This is a genomic window from Thiocapsa sp. (genome assembly GCF_018399035.1).
Lineage (GTDB): Bacteria > Pseudomonadota > Gammaproteobacteria > Chromatiales > Chromatiaceae > Thiocapsa.
The window spans coordinates 3,148,839-3,168,452 of sequence record NZ_CP073760.1; the positions used below are offsets into that span (position 1 = coordinate 3,148,839).

The 19,614-nt window shown below is 64.8% G+C and carries 19 protein-coding genes; 6 read left to right on the forward strand and 13 right to left on the reverse strand.

All coding sequences use genetic code 11. The features are described from left to right. Positions 1–42: 42 nt before the first annotated feature. The 5 genes from lpxD to KFB96_RS14320 all read right to left on the reverse strand — a co-directional run bounded on the left by lpxD (position 43) and on the right by KFB96_RS14320 (position 6,424). Complete coding sequence (lpxD, locus tag KFB96_RS14300; protein ID WP_213457806.1) at positions 43–1,134, reverse strand: UDP-3-O-(3-hydroxymyristoyl)glucosamine N-acyltransferase; 1,092 nt, start codon at positions 1,132–1,134, stop codon at positions 43–45. After that, positions 1,131–1,802, reverse strand: coding sequence for a carboxypeptidase-like regulatory domain-containing protein (locus tag KFB96_RS14305; protein ID WP_300970285.1), 672 nt, complete (start codon positions 1,800–1,802; stop codon positions 1,131–1,133). Before KFB96_RS14305 ends, lpxD begins: the two co-directional genes overlap by 4 nt. A 375-nt stretch (positions 1,803–2,177) precedes the next feature. After that, the gene (locus tag KFB96_RS14310) at positions 2,178–3,662 is read right to left on the reverse strand and encodes an RsmB/NOP family class I SAM-dependent RNA methyltransferase (protein WP_213457804.1); all 1,485 of its coding nucleotides are present in this window, start codon (positions 3,660–3,662) and stop codon (positions 2,178–2,180) included. Between the two features lie 10 nt (positions 3,663–3,672). After that, complete coding sequence (locus tag KFB96_RS14315; protein WP_213457803.1) at positions 3,673–5,154, reverse strand: RimK family protein; 1,482 nt, start codon at positions 5,152–5,154, stop codon at positions 3,673–3,675. Between the two features lie 205 nt (positions 5,155–5,359). Continuing rightward, on the reverse strand, positions 5,360–6,424 hold the full coding sequence (locus tag KFB96_RS14320; RefSeq protein WP_213458228.1) for a peptidase C39 family protein: 1,065 nt from the start codon (positions 6,422–6,424) through the stop codon (positions 5,360–5,362). Positions 6,425–6,863: 439 nt separating this feature from the next. On the opposite strand from KFB96_RS14320, the gene argE reads away from it, so the two are divergent. The 3 genes from argE (at position 6,864) to KFB96_RS14335 (ending at position 10,024) form a co-directional block, all read left to right on the forward strand. Beyond that, positions 6,864–8,018: an acetylornithine deacetylase gene (gene argE / locus KFB96_RS14325; protein ID WP_213457802.1), complete on the forward strand. Its 1,155-nt coding sequence runs from the start codon at positions 6,864–6,866 to the stop codon at positions 8,016–8,018. A 101-nt stretch (positions 8,019–8,119) separates the two neighbouring features. Next, positions 8,120–8,347, forward strand: a complete 228-nt coding sequence (locus KFB96_RS26825) for a neutral zinc metallopeptidase (RefSeq protein WP_300970288.1) — start codon at positions 8,120–8,122, stop codon at positions 8,345–8,347. A 201-nt stretch (positions 8,348–8,548) separates the two neighbouring features. Then, a complete protein-coding gene (locus tag KFB96_RS14335; protein ID WP_213457801.1) occupies positions 8,549–10,024 on the forward strand; it encodes an oligosaccharide flippase family protein in 1,476 nt (491 codons plus the stop codon). On the opposite strand, the gene KFB96_RS14340 is transcribed toward KFB96_RS14335, so the two are convergent. The 4 genes from KFB96_RS14340 to KFB96_RS14355 all read right to left on the reverse strand — a co-directional run bounded on the left by KFB96_RS14340 (position 9,942) and on the right by KFB96_RS14355 (position 12,999). Beyond that, the gene (locus KFB96_RS14340) at positions 9,942–11,321 is read right to left on the reverse strand and encodes an ATP-binding protein (protein ID WP_213457800.1); all 1,380 of its coding nucleotides are present in this window, start codon (positions 11,319–11,321) and stop codon (positions 9,942–9,944) included. The two genes, KFB96_RS14335 and KFB96_RS14340, sit on opposite strands and share 83 nt — an antisense overlap. Continuing rightward, on the reverse strand, positions 11,318–11,887 hold the full coding sequence (locus tag KFB96_RS14345) for a hypothetical protein (RefSeq protein ID WP_213457799.1): 570 nt from the start codon (positions 11,885–11,887) through the stop codon (positions 11,318–11,320). The genes KFB96_RS14340 and KFB96_RS14345 overlap by 4 nt, the downstream gene beginning before the upstream one ends. A 291-nt stretch (positions 11,888–12,178) precedes the next feature. Continuing rightward, the gene (locus KFB96_RS14350) at positions 12,179–12,469 is read right to left on the reverse strand and encodes a hypothetical protein (protein WP_213457798.1); all 291 of its coding nucleotides are present in this window, start codon (positions 12,467–12,469) and stop codon (positions 12,179–12,181) included. Positions 12,470–12,558: 89 nt separating this feature from the next. After that, positions 12,559–12,999 carry a DUF29 domain-containing protein gene (locus KFB96_RS14355; protein WP_213457797.1) on the reverse strand — a complete coding sequence of 147 codons (441 nt, stop codon included), beginning with the start codon at positions 12,997–12,999 and terminating at the stop codon, positions 12,559–12,561. A 1,192-nt stretch (positions 13,000–14,191) separates the two neighbouring features. Here KFB96_RS14355 and KFB96_RS14360 point away from each other — a divergent pair. After that, the gene (locus tag KFB96_RS14360) at positions 14,192–14,413 is read left to right on the forward strand and encodes a DUF433 domain-containing protein (protein ID WP_213457796.1); all 222 of its coding nucleotides are present in this window, start codon (positions 14,192–14,194) and stop codon (positions 14,411–14,413) included. Beyond that, positions 14,413–14,733: a DUF5615 family PIN-like protein gene (locus KFB96_RS14365; protein WP_213457795.1), complete on the forward strand. Its 321-nt coding sequence runs from the start codon at positions 14,413–14,415 to the stop codon at positions 14,731–14,733. Before KFB96_RS14360 ends, KFB96_RS14365 begins: the two co-directional genes overlap by 1 nt. A 178-nt stretch (positions 14,734–14,911) precedes the next feature. Here the strand turns inward: KFB96_RS14365 and KFB96_RS14370 are convergent, their stop codons facing one another. Both KFB96_RS14370 and argH read right to left on the reverse strand, forming a co-directional pair. Next, positions 14,912–15,295: a nucleotide pyrophosphohydrolase gene (locus KFB96_RS14370; protein ID WP_213457794.1), complete on the reverse strand. Its 384-nt coding sequence runs from the start codon at positions 15,293–15,295 to the stop codon at positions 14,912–14,914. Beyond that, positions 15,285–16,700, reverse strand: coding sequence for an argininosuccinate lyase (gene argH / locus KFB96_RS14375; RefSeq protein WP_213457793.1), 1,416 nt, complete (start codon positions 16,698–16,700; stop codon positions 15,285–15,287). The genes KFB96_RS14370 and argH overlap by 11 nt, the downstream gene beginning before the upstream one ends. 297 nt (positions 16,701–16,997) lie before the next feature. Here argH and KFB96_RS14380 point away from each other — a divergent pair, with 297 nt between their 5' ends. Continuing rightward, a complete protein-coding gene (locus tag KFB96_RS14380) occupies positions 16,998–17,750 on the forward strand; it encodes a LytTR family DNA-binding domain-containing protein (protein ID WP_213457792.1) in 753 nt (250 codons plus the stop codon). Between the two features lie 53 nt (positions 17,751–17,803). Here the strand turns inward: KFB96_RS14380 and KFB96_RS14385 are convergent, their stop codons facing one another. Both KFB96_RS14385 and KFB96_RS14390 read right to left on the reverse strand, forming a co-directional pair. Next, entirely contained in the window at positions 17,804–18,679 is an 876-nt protein-coding gene (locus KFB96_RS14385; RefSeq protein WP_213457791.1) for a CPBP family intramembrane glutamic endopeptidase, read from the reverse strand. 18 nt (positions 18,680–18,697) lie between these two features. Beyond that, entirely contained in the window at positions 18,698–19,468 is a 771-nt protein-coding gene (locus KFB96_RS14390; RefSeq protein WP_213457790.1) for a class I SAM-dependent methyltransferase, read from the reverse strand. Positions 19,469–19,614: the final 146 nt, after the last annotated feature.

Below are 19,614 nucleotides of genomic sequence, written 5' to 3' on the forward strand. Positions count from 1 at the left end.
CGATTCGACCGTCATTGAGCTGTCACATACAAACCATTGATATCAATCGCTGCCGGTGCCGGACGGGGTTGCGGGGGATGAGGTGTTCGAGGGGACGGCGCCCAAGTCCGCCAGCCGGCGCTCCAAACGATCGATCGTCTGCTGCTGACGCTCGACCTGCTTGAGCAGCGCGGGGAGTCGCATCAGCGCCGCGCTTTCGCGAAGTGCTTGTTTGACCGGACGCGCAGGTGTCCCGAAGACGGCCACCCCGGCGGGCACATCCTTCACGACGCCGGCTTGACCGCCGATGCGGGCGCCGTCGCCGACCGTCACATGGTCCGAGATCGCGACCTGACCGGCCACCACGACACCCTGCCCGAGCTTCGAGCTGCCCGCGACGCCGGATTGGCTGACCAGGATGCTGTGCGGACCGATATCGACGTTGTGGCCGACCTGCACCAGATTGTCGATCTTGGTGCCCCGCCCGATACGCGTCATGCCCAGCGTGGCCCGGTCGACACAGCTGTTGCAGCCAATCTCGACGTCGTCCTCGATCACGACCCGACCGAGCTGCGGCACCTTGCGGTGTCCGGCCCCGTCCCAGCGGAAGCCGAACCCGTCGCCGCCGATGCGCACGCCCGGATGCAGGATGCAACGGTCGCCTAATGTCGAATCCCGCAGGATGCTGACGTTGGGCCCGATCACACAGTCGTTGCCGATGCGCACCCCGATGCCGAGATAGGACCCCGGGCCGATGCGCGAGCCCGAGCCGATTCGGGCATCCGCATCGATGACCGCGCCGGCACCGACCTCCACATCCTCGCCGAGGTCTGCCGTAGGGTGTACCGATGCGCTCGGATGAATCCCTTGACTCGCGGCAACCGGCGCGAACCAAACCGCGATCTCGAAGAAGAGATTGCGAGGCTCGGCAACGCGCAACAGCCGCTTGCCGAGGACCTCCGGAAAGCCCTCGCCGACCAGAACGAGCGCAGCCGCGCTGCTCGCCACGGCATCGGCTTGACTCGGATTCTCGGCGAAACACAGATCCCGCGACCCGGCCTGCTCCAGCGTGTTGACGCCGTGGATCTCGCCGTCGTCGGGGTCCTCGAGTACGAGCTGCAACCGGTCGTAGAGATCTTGGATAGAGAGTGTCATGGTGCGGGCCAGTAAAAGGATTCGGCCACGGCCCCGGTCGCCGGGAGGGTGACATTGCGGGTTTGTGCCTGTCCGGCATGCTCGACGATCAAGACATAGTCGCCCGGCGCGAGATTGGCGTACAGCCAAGGGCCGATGGTCACGGTGCTGAGCAGGGTCGGCCCGGCGGCATCCTGGATCTGCACGCGGATGTTGGACAGATAGGCCCCGGAGCCTGCGACGGCGAACAGGAGCCGAAGGTTGTACTGAGATTTCACCTGCTCCATCGCCTCGCGCTCGGAGGCGCCGATCCCGCCGCTGATGTGCGGAACCCCGAGGGTCGACTGACCGGGCAGCCGTCGCTCCGTGGAGAGCGCGGGCGGCGGCGCAGTCAGCGGCTCCTGCGCTGGCCCCTGCTCGGAAGTCGCGCCGGGGACGACGGCGGGGATCGGCGCCATACTTGGCTCGGAGACGGTAGGCGCCGCAGGCAAAATCGCCCCGCCGGGAAGCACGGTCCCCGGAGGCAACACCATGCCCTCCTCGAGCACGATCCCGCCGGGCAGAGTTCTCCCTTCGGGCGCAATCGCCCACTCGACCGTCGGTTGAGCGACCGGCGTCGGGGGCTGAATGTCCTGCCCGGTAGGCTCCTGCGCAAACGCCGCCCCAGAGCCGAGCAAAGCCAAAATCACCGGAACCTCAAACCTTTTATCGCGTTGCCGCATCGCTCACAACTCTCCTGAAAAATGACATTACCTTAGGCGATTCCGGGAATTAAGGTGATTTCCGGGAAAGCATCGACCAACGTGTAGGGGCGACTTTAGTCGCCCGGTAACCATTGGAGGACTACACGGCCGGGATGCTCATTCCCGGAAATCGCCTAATCCTGACTGCACATGGGTGAAAGATCGGTGTGGGCGACTGAAGTCGCCCCGGCCTTACGGCCCTTCGCCCACCCCGATAGACCCTTTTCCTGACTTCCCCTTAAAACGCGTCCGCTACAAGTCGAGCGGACAGGGCCAAGCGCAACCGACACAAAAGCATCCCATAAACCATCGGGACGCGTTTTAAGCCGCGCACCCGCTCCAACGGCTCGGAAACAAACTCTCGATCACCCCGGAGCGATGCAGCACGCCCACACCCAGCACATGACCACGATAGCTCACGATGATCTGTCCCGTCGGCGTGGCGGCGCGCTGCTCGGGTGTCGGGGCGAAGATCTCGCGGCGCAGGTAGCGATCGCGCTGCTCGGTATCCAACGCGACACCGAAGCGCGTGACATCGCGCCCGAAGAGCAATGCACCGCCGGTACTGGGCTTGGGCGGCCGAACATTGGTGCGGTGGAAGAACAAGCCGCTGGACTCGGCCACCGGCACCGCGGGCGGCGCATGGTCGGCGGCCATCAGGTGCAAGCCACGTCGAGTTTGGCGGTTGGCGCGGTAGCCGGTCCAGTAATCCCCGCCCAGGCCGTACTTGTCGTCGAGACCGGCGAGCCATTCGGCAGCATCCGTGTCGTCGAGCCCCGCCGGCTCCGGCGTCGGCTCGGCGGGGCAGCTCGCATCCTTCTCCAGGATCGCCATGAAGAAGCCGCCGGTGTCCCGGTGATGGGGCCAGATCCTCAGACAGCTCGCCAGCTCGGGCGGAAGCTCCCGGCCGTTCCAATGGGTGACGCCCGGCGTCGCGATGAAACCCGGCACCGCTGCGGGCAGTAAGCGCAGCAGACCGGGGTGCTCGGCGAGGATGTCCGCCACCACCAGCTCGTTCTCCTCCGGGGCGAAGGTGCAGGTGGAATAGAGGATGCGCCCGCCCGGGCGACAGCGCTGCACCGCCTTGCGCAGCAAGGCCCGCTGACGCGGCCCCAGCCGAAGTGCACTGTTCGGATCGAGCCGGGGCAGCAAGGACGGCGTGCGCCGCAGCGTGCCCTCGCTCGAGCAGGGTGCATCCACCAGGATGCGGTCGAACTGACCGCTTGCACTCGGCCAGTTGGCGCCGTCGGAGCAGGTGGTGGTGACGTTGACCACGCCGAGCCGGTCGAGATTGCCTTGGAGCGCCTTGATCCGCGCGTGGGCGATGTCGTTCGCGACGAGCGTCCCGCGATTGCCCAAGGCGAAGGCGATCTGCGCGGTCTTGCCGCCGGGTGCTGCGCAGAGATCCAACACCCGCTGACCGGGCGCCAGGTCCATCAGCATCGCCGGCAGTTGCGAGACCTCCTCCTGTGCATGGGCCAGACCGGCGCAGTACCACCAGTTGCGGCCGGCCTTGGTCTCCTCGGGGAGTCGCAAGGCGCCGGGCAGGCCGGGCACGGGTTGCGCATCCAAACCCTGCTCGGCCAGCAGGTCGGCCAACGCGGCGACCGAGATCCGCGTCGGGTTGGCCCAGATGCAGGGCGGCAGCGGCCGGCCGAGCGCCGCGGCGAAGGCGTCCCAATCGTCGACCAAGGTGCGATAACGGGCCAAGGGCGATGCGGCGATCTCCTCGGGCGTGATGAGCGCGTTCGCCTTCGCGCGCGAGAGACGCACGCTCTGGGGGCGTAATTCGGCGGTTTGAGTCATCGGAGTCCAGTCAGCGTTTGCCGGAGCGCCGGCGGTCGAGTCGTGCCACGAATTCGCCGATCAAGCGGGCATAAAGTTGATCGCCCAGCACCAGGTCCTCGACCCCCGCATCCAGGCTCGGATTGTCGTTGACCTCGATCACGACCGGACCGGCCGGCGTCTCCTTGAGATCGACCCCATAGAGCCCGTCGCCGATCAGATCGGCCGCCTTGAGCGCCGTCTTCATCACGGCGGGCGGGACGGCCTCGACCGGCAGGGTCTCGAACCCGCCCTGCTCGTGACGACCGTCGCTCTCGTGCTTGACGATCTGCCAATGATCTCCGCTCATCAGGTACTTACAGGCATAGAAGGGCTGGCGACCCAGGATGCCGATGCGCCAATCGAAAGGCGTGTAGAGATACTCCTGGGCCAGGATCAGATCGGATTCCTTGAAGAGCTTGCCGGCGATCCGCGTCAACCCGGCGCGATCCTCCGCCCGGAAGACGCCGCGCGAGAAGGACCCCTCCGGGATCTTGAGCACGATCGGGTAGCCGATCTGCTGCTCGGCCTCCATCAGATTCTCCTTGCGCAGCACCAGCGTCTTGGGCCGCGGGATGCGATGCGCCGCCAGCAGCTCGGCGAGATAGACCTTGTTGGTGCAGCGCAGGATGGAGTCCGGGTCGTCGATGACGACCATGCCCTCGCTGTCGGCCTTCTTGGCGAAGCGGAAGGTGTGGTGACCGATTCGCGTGGTCTCGCGAATAAAGAGGGCGTCGTACTCCGCGAGCCGGCTGTAGTCCTTGCGCTGGATCAGCTCGACGTTGACCCCGAGCGACTTACCCGCCTTCACGAAGCGTTGCAGTGCCTTGCCGTCGGAGGGCGGCAGCTCCTCGGCCGGGTCGTGCAGCACGGCGAGGTCGTAGCGATAGGACAGGCGCGCGCGCGGTTGGCGCCAACGCTGCGACAGATAGCCCTCCAGCGCCGCAAACAGAGGTCCCTCCCCGTCCGCCGTCACCGCGGCGAGCGGCAGGGCCTTGATGGCCCCGATGCGCCAGGTGCCTTGGCGGCGAAACTCCACGCGCAGGATCGGGCAGCGGAAGGTCTCGAAGATCTCGCGCGCGAGCGGTTGCAGCTCCTTGACGTCGCACTGGCCGAAACAGATGGTCAGCTCGTAGGCGGTCGGGGCCAGTGCCGAGGTCTTGCGTCGCCCGAGCAGACGCTGCACCAGCCCGTCGAGCTCTTCGGTGGCCAGGCTGTAGAGCTCGCGACTGGAGAGCTCCTGGATGGTCCGCACGCTCGGGATGACCTTGTGACCCCGCGCCTCGGCGAGCAGCGAGCAATAATAGCCGACCGAGAGATAGCGATAGCTGCGGCACAGGTTGATGACCCGCAGATCGCGCTTGGATGCCAGCTCGCCGCCTGCAAGATAGTCGCGCGCGGTCACGACCGGCAGACGCGGAAAGCCCGGCTTCCAGTCGCCTTGCTGCTCCACCAACAACAGGTGCTCAGCCATTTAAATCGCGCTCGTTCGTAGAGTAGGTGTCGCGTTGCATTTTGGTTCCGGGTTGATCCACACCAACGCGCCTCGGCACAGGCGCGATTCAAAAAATGAAAAAATAAAAATCCTAAACCGCGTCACTGCCGTCGTTGATCGGCGCTGATAAGTTTGAAATCGGATGCAAACATCTCATGTCCCACCGGACGCGGTTTAGCGCGGTCTAGCAGGAGACGAGGACGACGGCCTGTAACCCGACCCGACCATACCGGGCCATCCGGCTGAATTCGTCGCGGCGAATCGGCATATCGATCGAGTCCAGCGTGGTCTCTCCGTTCTCGTAGTCGACATAGGGGTCGTGGACATAGACGAAGTGCTCGTCGAAGCCCGTGATCACGACCCAGTGCGGGAATTTCTCACGGTAGATGCGGTAAGAGCTGATCAACACCAGGGGCACCGACCCCGCATCCCAGCGCTGCTGGAGATCGTCGACGCTGAGCGTGCCCGGGTGCACGGGGATGCCCAAGCGCTGCGCCTCGGCCAGCATGTCCTCGTGGACGAGTCGCATGACCTCCTTCTTCTCCAGGCTACGCACCGAGTCGACCAGCGGCACGCCCGGATCGTTCACGAAGACCTCCACCGCGAAGCCACGGGACTGCGCGGACAGCGCCAGGCCCAGTGGGCCGCAGCCGCCGTGACCCGAGGTCATGAAGATGGTCGTGGACTCGCGCCAGATCCGCAGCTCCAAGGTTCGATTGAGCTCGAGGCTCGGCCGCAGCGCCTGCATCGCCATCATCAGCGACGAAGAGCCGCAGGTGAAATCGAGCGTCTGCTCGTAAAAGGGCACGCGCTTGAGCTCCGGCTTGAGACCGGGAGAGAGCGTCTTCTCGTACCGAAGCGCCTCCATGTGGTCTTCGTAGTAGTCCGAGAGCACACCGAAGCGCCGATAACCCGCGCTCTCGAACAGCGCCTGCGAGGCGAGGTTGTCGCGCCGGATCTCGAGGCGCATGTAGGCGCGCTCCTGCTCCCAGGCGGCCTCCTCCGCCGCCTCGACAAGGGCGCGACCGACCCCGCGGCCCCGCGCCTGTGCCGCGACCGCGATCGAATAGAGGCGCGCGACCGAGGTCGCCCGGCTGAAGAGCACCATGACGTACCCCAGCAGCGCACCTTCGGCATCCTCGGCGACCAGTGTGCGCGCCTGCGCACGGGTCAGCATGTAGCGGAACTGGCGACGGGTCAGCCGGTCACTCTGGAAGCTCGCGCCTTCGAGCCGAAGCAGCGCGCCCATGTCGGCAAGCACCGCAGGGCGCAGGCGTACAGGCGGGGGCGCGGTGTCGCTGATCGGATCGGTGGACGCTGGATTGGACACGGCTTCGCTGACGGCGTGGGGACTGGCGGGCGCCGGAAAGGCGGGATAGAGTCGGCGAAATCTACAGGTCGCACAGGAAAATGCAAGGCGTCCGCGGTCGGCGCCATCGGATCGAATCCACATCTTCCTCGGGCGACGGACCCGAGCATCAGGAACGATTCAAAAACAACCGAAACACGTAGGATGGGTAGAGCGAAGCGAAACCCATCCAGCCCACGTCAAGGGCATCGGACCGAAACCCGGCAACGCCGCGGTTTGGAGGATGGGTTTCGCTGCCGCTCTACCCATCCTACGCGTAGATCGAGGTGTTCACTTTGTATCTGAATCGTCACTCAGTCTCAATGCAGCGGAGCACGCCATGTCCAGTCAGGCCCCGGCCCTCACCACCATGCTCGAAGGGCTGATCGGCACCCTGTCGGTCAGCAGCGTCACGCCCGCCTTCGACCACAGCAACCGGGCGGTGATCGATCTGTTGGCCTCCTGGCTGGAGTCGGCCGGCTTCCGCGTCGAGATCCTGCCGCTGCCGGGGCAACCGGATAAGGCCAATCTGCTGGCTACGCTCGGCAGCGGGCCCGGCGGTCTGGTGCTGTCGGGACACACCGACACGGTCCCCTTCGACGCCCATCTCTGGACCCACGATCCGCTCAAGCTGACCGAAGCGGAGGGGCGCCTCTACGGGCTCGGCACCTCCGACATGAAGTCCTTTCTGGCGCTGGCGATCGAGGCCGCACGCGGCTTGACCGCGACCGATCTTGGACAGCCCCTGATGATCCTGGCGACCGCGGACGAGGAGTCCGCGATGCACGGCGCTCGCGCCCTGGTGGAGGCCGGACGGCCACTCGGGCGCTATGCGGTGATCGGCGAGCCGACCGGTCTGCGGCCGGTGCGTCTGCACAAAGGCGTCATGGGCGAGTCGATTCGCTTGGTCGGGCGCAGCGGCCACGCCAGCGACCCCTCGCTCGGCAACAACGCCTTGGACGGCATGTACGAGGTCATGGGCGCCCTGATGGCGTGGCGCTCGGAGCTCGCGGACAGCCACCGGCACCCGGACTTCAAGATCCCGCATCCGACCCTGAATCTCGGCCACATCCACGGGGGCGACAACCCCAATCGGATCTGCGGCGAGTGCGAGCTGCATGTCGACATGCGTCTCCTGCCCGGCCTGAGCGCCACCGACGTGCGCGCGGAGCTGAGCCGACGGGTCGCGACCGTTGCCGACCGACGCGGGCTCGCCTGGTTCGTCGAGCCCTTGTTCGAGGCCATCCCCCCGGCCGAGACGCCCGCCGGCTCGGCGATCGTGCGCGTCGCCGAGGGGCTGACCGGCCACACCGCCGAGGCGGTGAATTTCGGCACCGAGGCGCCCTTCCTCAACCAGCTCGGGATGGAGACCATCGTGCTCGGCCCTGGCGATATCGCTCAAGCCCATCAACCGGACGAGTATCTGGAGCTGGATCGGATCAGACCGACGCTCGATCTCTTGCGGGCCCTGATCCAGCGTTTCTGTCTACGTTAAACCGCGCCAGCTCCGACAGTTATCGGAGCTGGCACGGCCAAGCCAATCCAACAAACGACGCATACCGCACCCGGCGCGGTTTAGGCATCTGAAGAAAGCACATGCGTTGGAAGAACGGCAGGCGGAGCGAGCATGTGGAGGACCGCCGCGGCGGCGATGTCGGCGACAACCCGTTCGGCGGACGGCGCCCGCTCGGCGGCGGGCTCGGGGGTCTGATCCTGGTGGTCGTCTTGTTGCTTCCGGGGGTGGACCCGAGCCTTCTCCTGATCGAAGGCGGGTTGGGGCCGATTCAGGAGACCTCCCGGGCGCCGAGCGGCCACGCACCCTAAGGTGATCCATTCAGCTCCGGTCAGCCCGAGATCAGAACCCCGAGCGCGGCCGTCGAGGACGCGCTCGCCGACGTCGTCGCCGTGGTCCTGGCGGTCACCGAGGACCCCCGGGGCGCTTTGCGGAAACACCGCGGTTTTCCGGGAGCGCCACAGGGGACACAATAGGCGCCCCGACGCCAACGGACAACCACCCCCGGCAGGATGAACCCACTCAAGCGCCTTGCCTCCCAGACTGCCGTCTACGGCCTCAGCAGCATCGTCGGCCGGTTCCTGAACTATCTGTTGGTGCCGCTCTACACCTACACCTTCGCACCGGCGGAGTACGGCGTGGTCGCCGAGTTCTACGCCTACATGGGCTTCTTCGCGGTGCTGCTGGTGTTCGGGTTGGAGACCGGCTTCTTCCGGTTCCGCGCCGGCGGCGAGCATGCGCCGGATATCGTCTTCGCGACCGTGCTGCGCTTCCTGGTGCTGATCAACGCTGCGTTTCTGCTCGCGGCCTATCTTTGGCAGCAACCCATCGCCGACCTGCTGCGCCACGCGGCGAATCCCCAGTACATCTGGTGGACGGCGGCGATCATCGCGATGGACTCGGTGGGTGCCGCCGCCTTCGCCCGACTCCGGGCCGAGGAGAAGGCGCTGCAGTTCGTCGGGGTCAAGCTGATCGAGATCGGCGCCAATATCGGGCTCAACCTCTTCTTCATCTTGCTGTGTCGACAGGCATTCGAGACCGATCCCGACTCCGTCTTCGGCCGGCTCTGGAATCCGGAGATCGGGATCGGTTACGTCTTTCTGGCCAACCTGGCGGCAAGTGCACTGAAACTCGTGCTGCTCACCCCGCAGTTCCGTGCGGGTCTCGCCGGCTTCGACGCCGCGCTGTTTCGCCGCATGATCCGCTATTCGCTGCCGATGGTCGTCATCGGTCTCGCCGGCATCGTCAACGAAACACTCGACCGCGCCGCGCTCAAGTACCTGCTGCCCTACGACGACGCCGAGAACATGGCCCAGCTCGGCATCTACAGCGCCTGCTACAAGCTCTCGATCCTGATGATGTTGTTCATCCAAGCCTTTCGCTATGCCGGCGAGCCCTTCTTCTTCGCCTATGCCAAGGAACGGGACGCAAAGGAGGTCTATGCGCTGGTGCTGACCTGGTTCGTGATCTTCTGCGTCTTCATCTTCCTGCTGGTGACGCTCTACCTGGATCTCTTCCAGTATTTCGTCGGCGCGGACTATCGCGAAGGACTGCATGTGGTGCCCGTGCTGCTGCTCGCGAACCTATTGCTCGGTGTCTACGTGAACCTGTCGATCTGGTACAAGCTGACCGACCGCACCCTGCTCGGCGCGGGCGTCGCCCTCATCGGCGCACTCATTACCATCGTCGCCCTCTGGCTCCTGGTGCCGGTCTATGGCTACGAAGGCGCGGCCTGGGCGCATCTCATCTGCTACAGCACGATGGTGCTGATCTCCTACCTGCTCGGCCGGCGCTTCTATCCCGTACCCTATGATCTGCGACGTGTGATCGGCTACATCGCACTGGGTCTCGCCCTCTACGCCGGCCACCAAGCGCTGGTCGAGCAGCTCGGCTGGAACAGTTCGCTCAGCGCGACGATGCTGATGGCCGGCTATCTCGCGCTGGTCCTGGTGATCGACGGGCGGCGGCTGCGGCGAGCCGCGCACTGATCAGCCCCGTTCCGACTGCGCCTCGGCCCGGAACCCTCTCGGCTCCAGCGGCGGCCGTGTCGGCGGGTCCCGGTGCGGCAAAGATCGTCAGCAGCAGCTCCATGTCATCGATGTTCCTGTACTCGGGCCAGCGACCCGACAGTGCATGGCTGCGATCCAGGATCAGCCGCACGCCGGCACCCCGCCGGTCCATCAACTGGTTCTTGCCGAACAGCGGATCTTCGACCGGAAAGTAGCGGGCGAACAGGCTTGCGATGACCTCGTTGCGGGGGGCCGAGATGGCTGTCATGGACTCGATGGTCATGGAATTGGGCAGCTCGCCGGGGGTGAACAGCTCCAGCCGGTCCGCATACAGGAAGAGACGAATGCGCTGGGCGTGGCGGGAATAGTCCCGGTGTGCGACGGCGTTGACGATGGCCTCGAACACCGCGGCCAGATCGTATTGTGGATAGTCGATACGCCCCATGGGCTTGCGCGCCGGGGTGCGCATGTTGCGGCGCACGAAATGGACCGCGTCCTGGATCTGGCGGTCCAGCGGTCCCTGGATCTCCTGCGCATCCACCTGTTCAGCCGGATCATTCACCAGCCCTGAGTGGGCCACCGCGATGAGCTCGGCATTGCGAAGCCAGCGCTGGGGCGCCAGCGTACACAGCAGCACCCCGGCCACCGTCGGGACCAGCGCACCCTCTGCCGCCGTCAGCAGGTGCAGACGCTTGAGCTGGGTTGGCGCATCGCCTTCCCCGGCGCGTGTGAAGCGATTGACCAACAGCGGGTCGAGGTCGTCGAGCGTGGTAGCGGGCACCGCCTGCTCTTCGAAGCGGATCAGCCTGGCCTGGCTGCGCTGCTGGAACAGCCGCGCCAGGGTATCGGGCGCGAGCTTGCGCTTGGCATGCCCCACCCGCCTGAAATAGCCGTTGGCGCTCTCGTGGACCCAGAGGCTTCGCGGCACCTCAACCAGGATCACCGCCCGCGCAGCGCCCTCGGCGTCCGACAGCTCCAGATGCCGCGTCAAGATATCCAAGGGCGGTCTGATCCGGTCGTTGCAAATGGCCGTGAGCCAGGCCTCCACCGCGTCTATGTGCTCCGGCGGAATCCCGGTGATGGACTTGGTCTTGTCGTCCACCCCGAGCACCAGGGTTCCGCCGCCGGCATTCCCGAGGGCCGCCAACTCATCCGATAGGCCGTCCGCATGGGGCTCGGTGACCTTGCCGGCGGGACTCACCGCAACGCGCTTCAGCTCAAGCGTCGAATCCTCGCCAAGGCGGATGCGCTGCATCAGTTGTGCAATGCCGATCATCGGGGCCTCCGCTCGTTCGAGCCGAGCTCGAACCCGATCACCATGGGTTCCGATGCTCCGGCATCGAAATGCCCCGCGGCCGATCCGACGGCCTCCGGCCCGCTCCGCACGCGCGCCAAGCACGGATGCGACGCCGAAGCGTCGCGACTTGGTCCCATTGCACTGGCGCATGGGGGCTGGCTGAGCGCCGGACGGACGGCGCAATCCTGCAGTGATTCGGCTTTGACGCCCTTCATGATTGTCCGCCCCGGGAATTCGCCGCGGTCCCTGACCTGTGATCTCACGTTGCCCCTTGTTCCATCGATCCTCGTGGCGCGTCCGTGCCCCGACGCGAGCAGATGGGCACCACGGCCGTCGATGCTCAGCCGATAGTCGCCCTTACCCAGGCTGATGCGCGTGGCGATCAGCTCGGCCGCCCAGCCCATGCCGCGGGCGAGGCGCAGCGCGGCCTCGTCCCTCACCTTGGCCGGCACCGCCTCCAAGAGCGCGCGCAGCGGCAGCACCGGGGGCGGGGTCGGGCCGAGGTCGAGGCCGGTCGGCTGCTGTTGCCTTGAGAGGGCCGCCATGCGGTGCTGCACGGCCCTGGCCAGTCCGGGGACCGCGCAGGTCCTCGCCGAGCCGGGTCAATGCCTCACGCCATGGAAGTCGGCCGTGGCATCGGGCTCATTTGGCTTCGGCGCTGAGTCATCGAATGGCTCGCGACGGAATGGCCGCGTTCCCGGAAAGCTCGAGAGATCGGTTCTCCGCGACTATAGCGCCCTGACGAAAGACGATAAACCCCGCGATGGGGCACTGCAGCCGCCGGCTCCAGACGCTCGACCGGCCGTTTCCCTTGGGGCACGATGTATGGACCTCGGTTATTCGTCCCATTCCTCCGCGTCGTATTGCGCCGGTGCCTCGCCATGGCTTTCCAGGATCAGCGGTGCCGGGGGCAGGGGCCCGGGCTTGGGGCGCTCGGCAACGATCTCGAATCTCCAGTCGTCGCCGAAGTCGAACAGGAGCTCCAGCGAGGGCGCGGCCAAGGCGTGCTTCGGCGAAAGGGCGAGCCCCCGATCGCCGACCAGCTCCAGCAGGCGATCGAAATCCGCCAACAAAGTCCCGGCCGCGCGCGGATCGAAGGTGTGACTGTCGAGTGCAAGAGTGCTCATGTGAAAGCCGAAATTGGGGACGTTTCACTCAATCCCTGACCGAGGGAGCGGGACGTCTGGTGGTCTTGTCGAATCCGGTTGGCTTGTCGCTATTCCGGCCAATAGTCTTCATCCAACAGATCCGCCTCGCTGAAAGGACAGACCGTTGGAAACAGGCTCGCATCGATGCCCGTTTCGCGGGTCGCGATGCGGAGTGCATCCGGGTAGGCCTCCTGGATCGCTTCGGGCAGGAATGGCTTGAGGCTGGGGCTCAGCCGTATCTCGCGAGCGATCTGGACCCGCTGCTCGACGATCGATCCGCGCCGGCTTAACGAGCGCTTCATGGCTTGATATCGCCACTTCAGCAGGTGGGCGACGAGGACGATCAGCCGGCTGACGAGCGCGTTGCGTTCCCTGCGTCCCATGGCATCCAGCTCCTCGGCAAGCAGATCGGCATCGATGTCCTGCAACCGCCCTTGCCGCAACAGGGCAGCTTGAGCCTCGATCCAGGCGCAGAAGTCGTCGCGATAAAGATTGGCCATGGCAGGCATGAACGTTCCCTCGGCGGCCGTGGGTGTGGGGTTGCGGCGTGAGCCGCATTTGCCGGCCCTTGGAGACGAAGCCAGCGGGCGTTGCACGTTACGCGGCGAGTCTAGCGCCTCTGTTCGTCCATGGCCACGACGCGCCCTCGGTTGCCGGCAGCAACGCGGGCCGATCTACGAGAGATCCATGTTCGGCTAAAACCCTTTGACCGGTGGCCATCAGAATGCCGCGATCAGGCAGGGTGCCGTGTCGCATGTGATTTTTCCAAGGATCTGCGGAGCGGTGCTCGACGCTTGGCCTCAGGACTCAACAATGAGGCGAGGGATGCCAGCGGCTTGTCAGAACCTGATAAGCACGGAGCTTCAGCCACGCGCCGAATCCACGATTCAGGGCGGGGTGCCGCAATGATCAAGCAAGGAAATCCCGTGAGCGCGAGCCTGGCGAGCCGCGTTGCGGCAGTGTGTGTCGAGCGCCAACGGCGCGACCGCTGTCAGCCCAGGGCAGCGTCCTGGGTATCCATCAACCAAGACCAGTGAGCCCTGAAAGGGCGGTCTAACCATGAGTCTTTTGGGTAATTGGGGAGTTTGTCACCGTTCGGCCCCGCCCGAAGAATCGCGCCAAAGATCGACACATCAGAGACACGTCAGAGCGTTGGAGCGCCATTTCAGGGCTTAATCTGGATTGGAGTTCGTTTCTGTTCAGGCACGAGATAGGTGAGTGCAGACTCGGCCCGATTCCGCGAAGCTGGGAGATCTGCAAGCTGAGCGCGGTCGCCGACACGATTACCAGCGGTTCGCGAGGATGGGCGAAATGTTACGCTGACGTGGGCGCCAATTTTCTCCGAATCGGCAATCTCACACGCGAGCATATCAATTTAGGCCTTGCTGACATCGTGCATGTCACCCCGCCCAAAGGACAGGAAGGATCTCGCACAGCGGTCCAAACAGGCGATTTGTTGATTTCAATAACCGCTGACCTCAGCATTCTTGGATCAGCTAAACCGCATCCAGAGCGAGAGGCTTGGTTTCGAGTGAGTTCGATGTTTGGCACATCGACGGTCCTTGGCGGGGACGCGGTTTAGAATTTTTATTTTTTTTGATCGCTTAAACTGCGCCTGCTCCAGCATCCACAGATACTGTCAAGGTTGCTCCAATCTAAAAACATCGCATACCGCGCTGGGCGCGGTTTAGGATCTCAATCATGATCGACTGGTCGAATTGCCCCGAAGTAGAGCGCGACGCCGAGCGTGTCAGCGGTGCTTGGGTGTTCCGTGGCACACGCGTCCCGGTGGCCGCCTTGTTCGAGAATCTCGAAGACGGCATCACCATCAATCAGTTCGGTGAATTGTTTCCCGGTGTCGATCTCAAACAGGCGCGCGCCGTGCTCGACTATATCGCTAAGACCTCGCTGGCTGCGGCTTGATGCGCGTCTTACTCGATCAAGGCGTTCCTGCTCCATTGCGGCGCATACTGGTCGAACATGAGGTTGTCACCGCCTATGAGCGTGGCTGGTCGACCCTCACCGACGGCGAGCTACTGGCGGCGGCGGAGCATGATGGATTCGAGGTGTTCGTGACCACGGATACCAACCTCAAATTTCAACAAACCCTGAGCGGTCGGGCCATGGCCATCATCGTGCTTGGAACGACAAGTTGGCCGCGAATCAGGAACTCGTCAGAGGTTGTCGTCGCGGCCATCGCAGCCGCTGAGTCAGGTTGCTATGCGGAAATCAAGATTGCGTGAAATGGCTTTCCCTCGCATGGACATCGAATCATGAGCATCCAGGACTGCCTCGACGAGCTGCACGTCGTCGAACTGCCATTTCTCGCCCAACTCGGCGAGAGGGACACCGGCGGCTTGTCGGGAAGCCTCACCACGAGATCCAGGGTTCTACCCATCGCGGACGTTCGCAAACATGCCATCAAGCAGTCCCGTCGAGGCCCCCATCCTCGTCCCCATACTCGCTCGCCCGCCGCGCATCTCCGCGCACCTTGTCGACCGGATAACGCGCGGCGTTGATGGCGATCTTCTCGTCGGCGGCGGCCAACAGATCGATATCCAACCGCTCGGCCAGGCGGACCAGGTAGTTGAGGATGTCGGCCAGCTCGTGGGCGACCTGCCGTTTCTTCTCGGCACTCAGCTCGGCGCTCTGTTGCTCGCTCAGCCATTGGAAGTGCTCGAGCAGCTCGCCGGCCTCGCCGGCGAGCGCCATAGCGAGGTTCTTGGGCGAATGGAACTGCTCCCAGTCGCGCTCGCGGGCGAAGGCGAGCAGACGGGCGTTGAGCTGATCCAGGCTATCCGGCATCGCCCGTTCCCATGTCGGCCAAGCGGGCGCGTGCCCTGACGATCGCGGCGCGCACCTGCGCCGGGGCCGTTCCGCCGAGGTGATCGCGTGCGGCGACCGATCCATCCAACGTCAGCACCGCAAAGACATCGGCCTCGATCGCGTCCGAGAAACCGCGCAGCTCGTCGAGCGTCAGCTCGGCAAGATCCCGTCCCTCGCGCACGCCCAGCCCGACCGCCTTGCCGACGATCTCGTGGGCGTCGCGGAAGGGGATGCCTTTGCGCACCAGATAATCGGCGAGATCGGTGGCGGTGCTGAAGCCTTGCGCGGCGGCCGAGCGCATCCGCTCGCGGTTGCAGGCGACCTCGCGCATCATCTCGGCATAGACCTTGAGCGAGCCCTTCAGATTGTCGACCGTATCGAAGAGGGGCTCCTTGTCCTCTTGATTGTCCTTGTTGTAGGCCAGCGGCTGGCCCTTCATGAGGGTCAAGAGTCCCATCAGATGTCCGAAGATGCGCCCGCTCTTGCCGCGCACCAGCTCGGGCACATCGGGGTTCTTCTTCTGCGGCATGATCGAGGAGCCGGTGCAGAAGCTGTCGGAGAGATCGATGAAGCCGAACTGACTCGACGACCAGAGGATCAGCTCCTCGGAGAAGCGCGACAGGTGCATCATGAGGATGGCCGCGCCCGCCGTAAATTCGATCGCGAAATCACGATCCGACACGGCATCGAGCGAGTTCTCCGCCGGCCGATCGAAGCCGAGCAGCTCGGCGGTGTAGGCCCGGTCGATCGGATAGGTGGTGCCGGCCAGCGCGGCGGCACCGAGCGGCATGACGTTCATGCGCTGCCGACAATCGGCCAGGCGCCCCCGATCGCGATCGAGCATCTCGAACCAAGCCAGCATGTGATGGCCGAAGGTGACGGGTTGAGCAACTTGCAGATGGGTGAAGCCGGGCATGATGGTCTCGGCCTCGCGCTCGGCCAGATCCAGCAAGGCGGCTTGAAGGCGCGCGATGGCCGCGCGGATCAGATCGATCTCGTCGCGCAGCCAGAGCCGCACATCGGTCGCGACCTGATCGTTGCGCGAGCGCCCGGTGTGCAGCTTCTTGCCGGCATCGCCGATCAGCTCGGTCAGTGCGGATTCCACGTTCATGTGGACATCCTCGAGCGGAATCGACCACTCGAAGGCGCCGGCATCGATCCGCTCCCGCACCGTCTCCAGTCCGGAGACGATGGCATCGCGCTCGGCGTCGCTCAGGATGCCCTGGCGGGCGAGCATCGTCGCATGGGCGATCGAGCCCTGGATGTCGTAGCGATAGAGCCGTCGGTCGAAATCGACCGAGGCGGTAAAGGCTTCGACGAAGGCGTCGGTCGGCGCGTTGAATCGACCGGCCCAGGGTTTGGCGGAAGAGCTTGGTTGTTGCATCTGCGGGATCCGAAGTGGTGCGATCCGAGGATTCTACACGCTGGCGTTGCGCTGCATGGACCGCGCGCAGGGCCGCGGAACTCGGCTGAGACCCGACGCCGCACACGCGATGTCGGCGCCGGCTCAAATCCGAGTAAAATGATCGTGAGCTATCTTTAACGCGAGCATTCGCTGCGGTGGAAGGTCCGTCTGAAGACGCGCCTTGCCGGGCTTACCGGGCGCATCCCGCAGCACTTTCTGTTCGACCGAAAAAGCACCATTGTCAACCCGGTCAAGACCTGATCCATGGAAAAGGTTATGAACATCCTGGTCGTCGACGATGAAGCACGGGCACGCGAACGGCTTCGGAGGCTGCTGGCCGACGCCGACGGACGGTATGCCCTGGCGGGCGAGGCGTCCGATGGACTGCAGGCGATCGAGATCTGCAGATCGCGGCGGATCGATCTGGTGTTGCTGGATGTGCAGATTCCCGGCATGAACGGACTGGATGCGGCGCGAGCACTCACCGCGCTGGACCCCGCCCCGGCGGTCATCTTGGTGACGGCCTTCGACCACGAGACCTTGCTTGCATTCGCAAACCGACTCGCGGGTTATTTGGTGAAGCCGGTGTGCCGCGAGCGCCTCTTCGAGGCCCTGTTGCGCGTGCAGAAGCCGACGCCGATTCAGTGCATCGGGCCGGCCGGATCGCCCGATCAAGGTCCACCTCGCATCGCCCCCCGTCGCCGGATCAGTGCCCATTACCGAGGCGGGCTGCGCTCCGTGCCGATCGAGGACGTCATCTATCTGCGCGCCGAGCATAAATACGTGACGGTGCGCCATGTCGATGGCGAGCTTCTCGTCGACGACTCGCTGCGTGCATTGGAGCAGGAATTCGCGGAGCTCTTCCTACGCATTCACCGCAATGCATTGGTGGCGCGCGCGCGGGTCTGCGGATTGGAGAAACGCTCGGACGGATACGCCTACATCCAGCTGCGCGATTGTGCGGAGCGGCTCCAGGTGAGCCGCAGACACCTGCCCGAGGTTCGCCGGTGGGTCCAGGGAGACGACTGAGATCGGCAGAGGCCCGGCTGATCCCTCGCCTCCCCCTTCCCCAGACACTCGACTCAAGCACCCTCGGACTGCGCGCGTCGCGTCCATCCCCAAAAGAGCAGCGCCAGCAGGCCGATCCAAACCGCCGCCAGCCAGCCGATGACACCGTCGTAGCTGCCGACCAGAAAGGCGGCCGGTGCCTCGGGGTTGCCGTCGGTCATCCGCCGCGTCACCTGAATCACGAAGACCCAACCGGCGTGAAGCCCGATGCCCCACGCGATGTGCCCGGTGTGCTCGCGCACCAAGGCCAGAAAGACACCGACCATCAAGAGCGCCGCCATCGAGCTCAGATGTTTCCACTGAAAGACGTCGATGAAGACCGCGCCGAACATCTGCAACGCGCCCGCCCAATCGAAAAGCACACCCTCCGGCAAGGCGCTCGGCTTCATGAAGTGGACCAACATGTAGAGAAATGCGGTCCAGACCACGGCCGCGGCCACGCCGTCGCGCCGACGGATCGCCGTGTAGAGCGCACCGCGGAAGAAGGTCTCCTCGAGCACGCCGATCAAGAGCCCGCCGATCAGGGCTTGAAGCGCCTTCTTCGCCAGATAGGGCCAGAGCTCCAGATCCGCGTCGGGCAGGCGAATCTCCAGCGCGACGAGCATCACCGCGAGCACCGCGAGGATCGCCACCCCTTCGACCCAGCCGAGCGCGAGCGCGCGTCGGAAGACCGGTTTTGGAATGCCGTAACCCAACGCGGTTCGATTCGCGAGTTGCAGGCGCTTGAGAAAGGGCCAGAGCCCCAGCAGGATGAAGATCTGCGCCAAGCGGCCCATGACCCTCTGCGGGTCTTCGTCGAGCCAGCCGGTCGCCATCACGGGATAGGTCAGAAGCGCCCCCAGCAGGAGGCAGACGAAGAGATAGGCGAAAAAGAGTGCGGTGATGCGCATCGATTGGGATCTGTGATTTCAGAGGGGTGAATCAGTCACGGCCCCCGCCTTGCGGGCAACCGCCAGCGTGCGGGTGAAGCCCCAAGGGACGGCTTGCTCGGGGGTGAGGAATTGCGCCGACGCAAAGCCGGCACCCAGCAGGCGTCCCAAGAGGTCGTCGCCATAATCGCGGAACGCCAGCACTGCGGCGTCCTGCTTTGCCGGGTCCACATGGTACTGCGCCGGGAGCAGATGCGTGATCTCGCCGGACGCCTCCAAACGCGCACGTTCCACGGTCTGAGGCAGGCCGCTCAAAGGCACGGTAAAGAGCAAGATGCCGCCGGGGCGCAGCACACGATGGATCTGCCCGAAGCCCAGACGATCATCGGGCACATGCTCGAACACCTCAGTGGATGTGCAGAGGTCAAAGGATGCATCCGGAAAGGTGAGACGCTGCACGTCCTGACAGAGGACCCCGTCCCGCAACTCTCCGGGCTCCGCGTCCGGGTGATATTCCGAGCAGGTCAAGGCAGCTGCGCGCTTCTCGAGGTAACGATGGAAGGCACCGCGGCACGAGAGCTCGAAGACATGAGCATCGGCGAGCGACACCCCGACCTCCGACAGTACAGCAGCCATGGACATGGTGACTGCGCTGGAACGGCAGGCGGTGCAGCGCACGAGCATCTCATCGTCGCCGAGTCGCACCAGGATCCGATAGCCCCCACAGACCGGACAGAACGCCCACGTAGACCCGAGATGCAGGCGGTGACCACCCGCCAATCGGCTTTGAATCAACCGAAAAAACCGCACGCACAGACCTCCATCGGCATGCGCCAAGGGGATGGCACATGCATGTCCCGAGAAACGAATCGGCGAGCACCTCCGCCGCCCCCCGCACATTGTGCCGCAAAGCGTCAAAGTGCAATGCCTGCCATTTCTTGGCTGGTCGGGCAGGA

Bases quoted from the DNA above. Each gene is read 5' to 3' on its own strand.
- KFB96_RS14370 (WP_213457794.1), bottom strand. From the start codon at position 15,295: ATGCCGGATAGCCTGGATCAGCTCAACGCCCGTCTGCTCGCCTTCGCC.
- KFB96_RS14380 (WP_213457792.1), top strand. From the start codon at position 16,998: ATGAACATCCTGGTCGTCGACGATGAAGCACGGGCACGCGAACGGCTT.
- argE (WP_213457802.1), top strand. From the start codon at position 6,864: ATGTCCAGTCAGGCCCCGGCCCTCACCACCATGCTCGAAGGGCTGATC.
- KFB96_RS14315 (WP_213457803.1), bottom strand. From the start codon at position 5,154: ATGGCTGAGCACCTGTTGTTGGTGGAGCAGCAAGGCGACTGGAAGCCG.
- KFB96_RS14335 (WP_213457801.1), top strand. From the start codon at position 8,549: ATGAACCCACTCAAGCGCCTTGCCTCCCAGACTGCCGTCTACGGCCTC.
- KFB96_RS26825 (WP_300970288.1), top strand. From the start codon at position 8,120: ATGCGTTGGAAGAACGGCAGGCGGAGCGAGCATGTGGAGGACCGCCGC.
- argH (WP_213457793.1), bottom strand. From the start codon at position 16,700: ATGCAACAACCAAGCTCTTCCGCCAAACCCTGGGCCGGTCGATTCAAC.
- KFB96_RS14340 (WP_213457800.1), bottom strand. From the start codon at position 11,321: ATGATCGGCATTGCACAACTGATGCAGCGCATCCGCCTTGGCGAGGAT.
- KFB96_RS14385 (WP_213457791.1), bottom strand. From the start codon at position 18,679: ATGCGCATCACCGCACTCTTTTTCGCCTATCTCTTCGTCTGCCTCCTG.
- KFB96_RS14350 (WP_213457798.1), bottom strand. From the start codon at position 12,469: ATGAGCACTCTTGCACTCGACAGTCACACCTTCGATCCGCGCGCGGCC.
- KFB96_RS14320 (WP_213458228.1), bottom strand. From the start codon at position 6,424: ATGGGCGCGCTGCTTCGGCTCGAAGGCGCGAGCTTCCAGAGTGACCGG.
- KFB96_RS14345 (WP_213457799.1), bottom strand. From the start codon at position 11,887: ATGGCGGCCCTCTCAAGGCAACAGCAGCCGACCGGCCTCGACCTCGGC.
- KFB96_RS14360 (WP_213457796.1), top strand. From the start codon at position 14,192: ATGATCGACTGGTCGAATTGCCCCGAAGTAGAGCGCGACGCCGAGCGT.
- KFB96_RS14310 (WP_213457804.1), bottom strand. From the start codon at position 3,662: ATGACTCAAACCGCCGAATTACGCCCCCAGAGCGTGCGTCTCTCGCGC.
- KFB96_RS14355 (WP_213457797.1), bottom strand. From the start codon at position 12,999: ATGCCTGCCATGGCCAATCTTTATCGCGACGACTTCTGCGCCTGGATC.
- KFB96_RS14365 (WP_213457795.1), top strand. From the start codon at position 14,413: ATGCGCGTCTTACTCGATCAAGGCGTTCCTGCTCCATTGCGGCGCATA.
- lpxD (WP_213457806.1), bottom strand. From the start codon at position 1,134: ATGACACTCTCTATCCAAGATCTCTACGACCGGTTGCAGCTCGTACTC.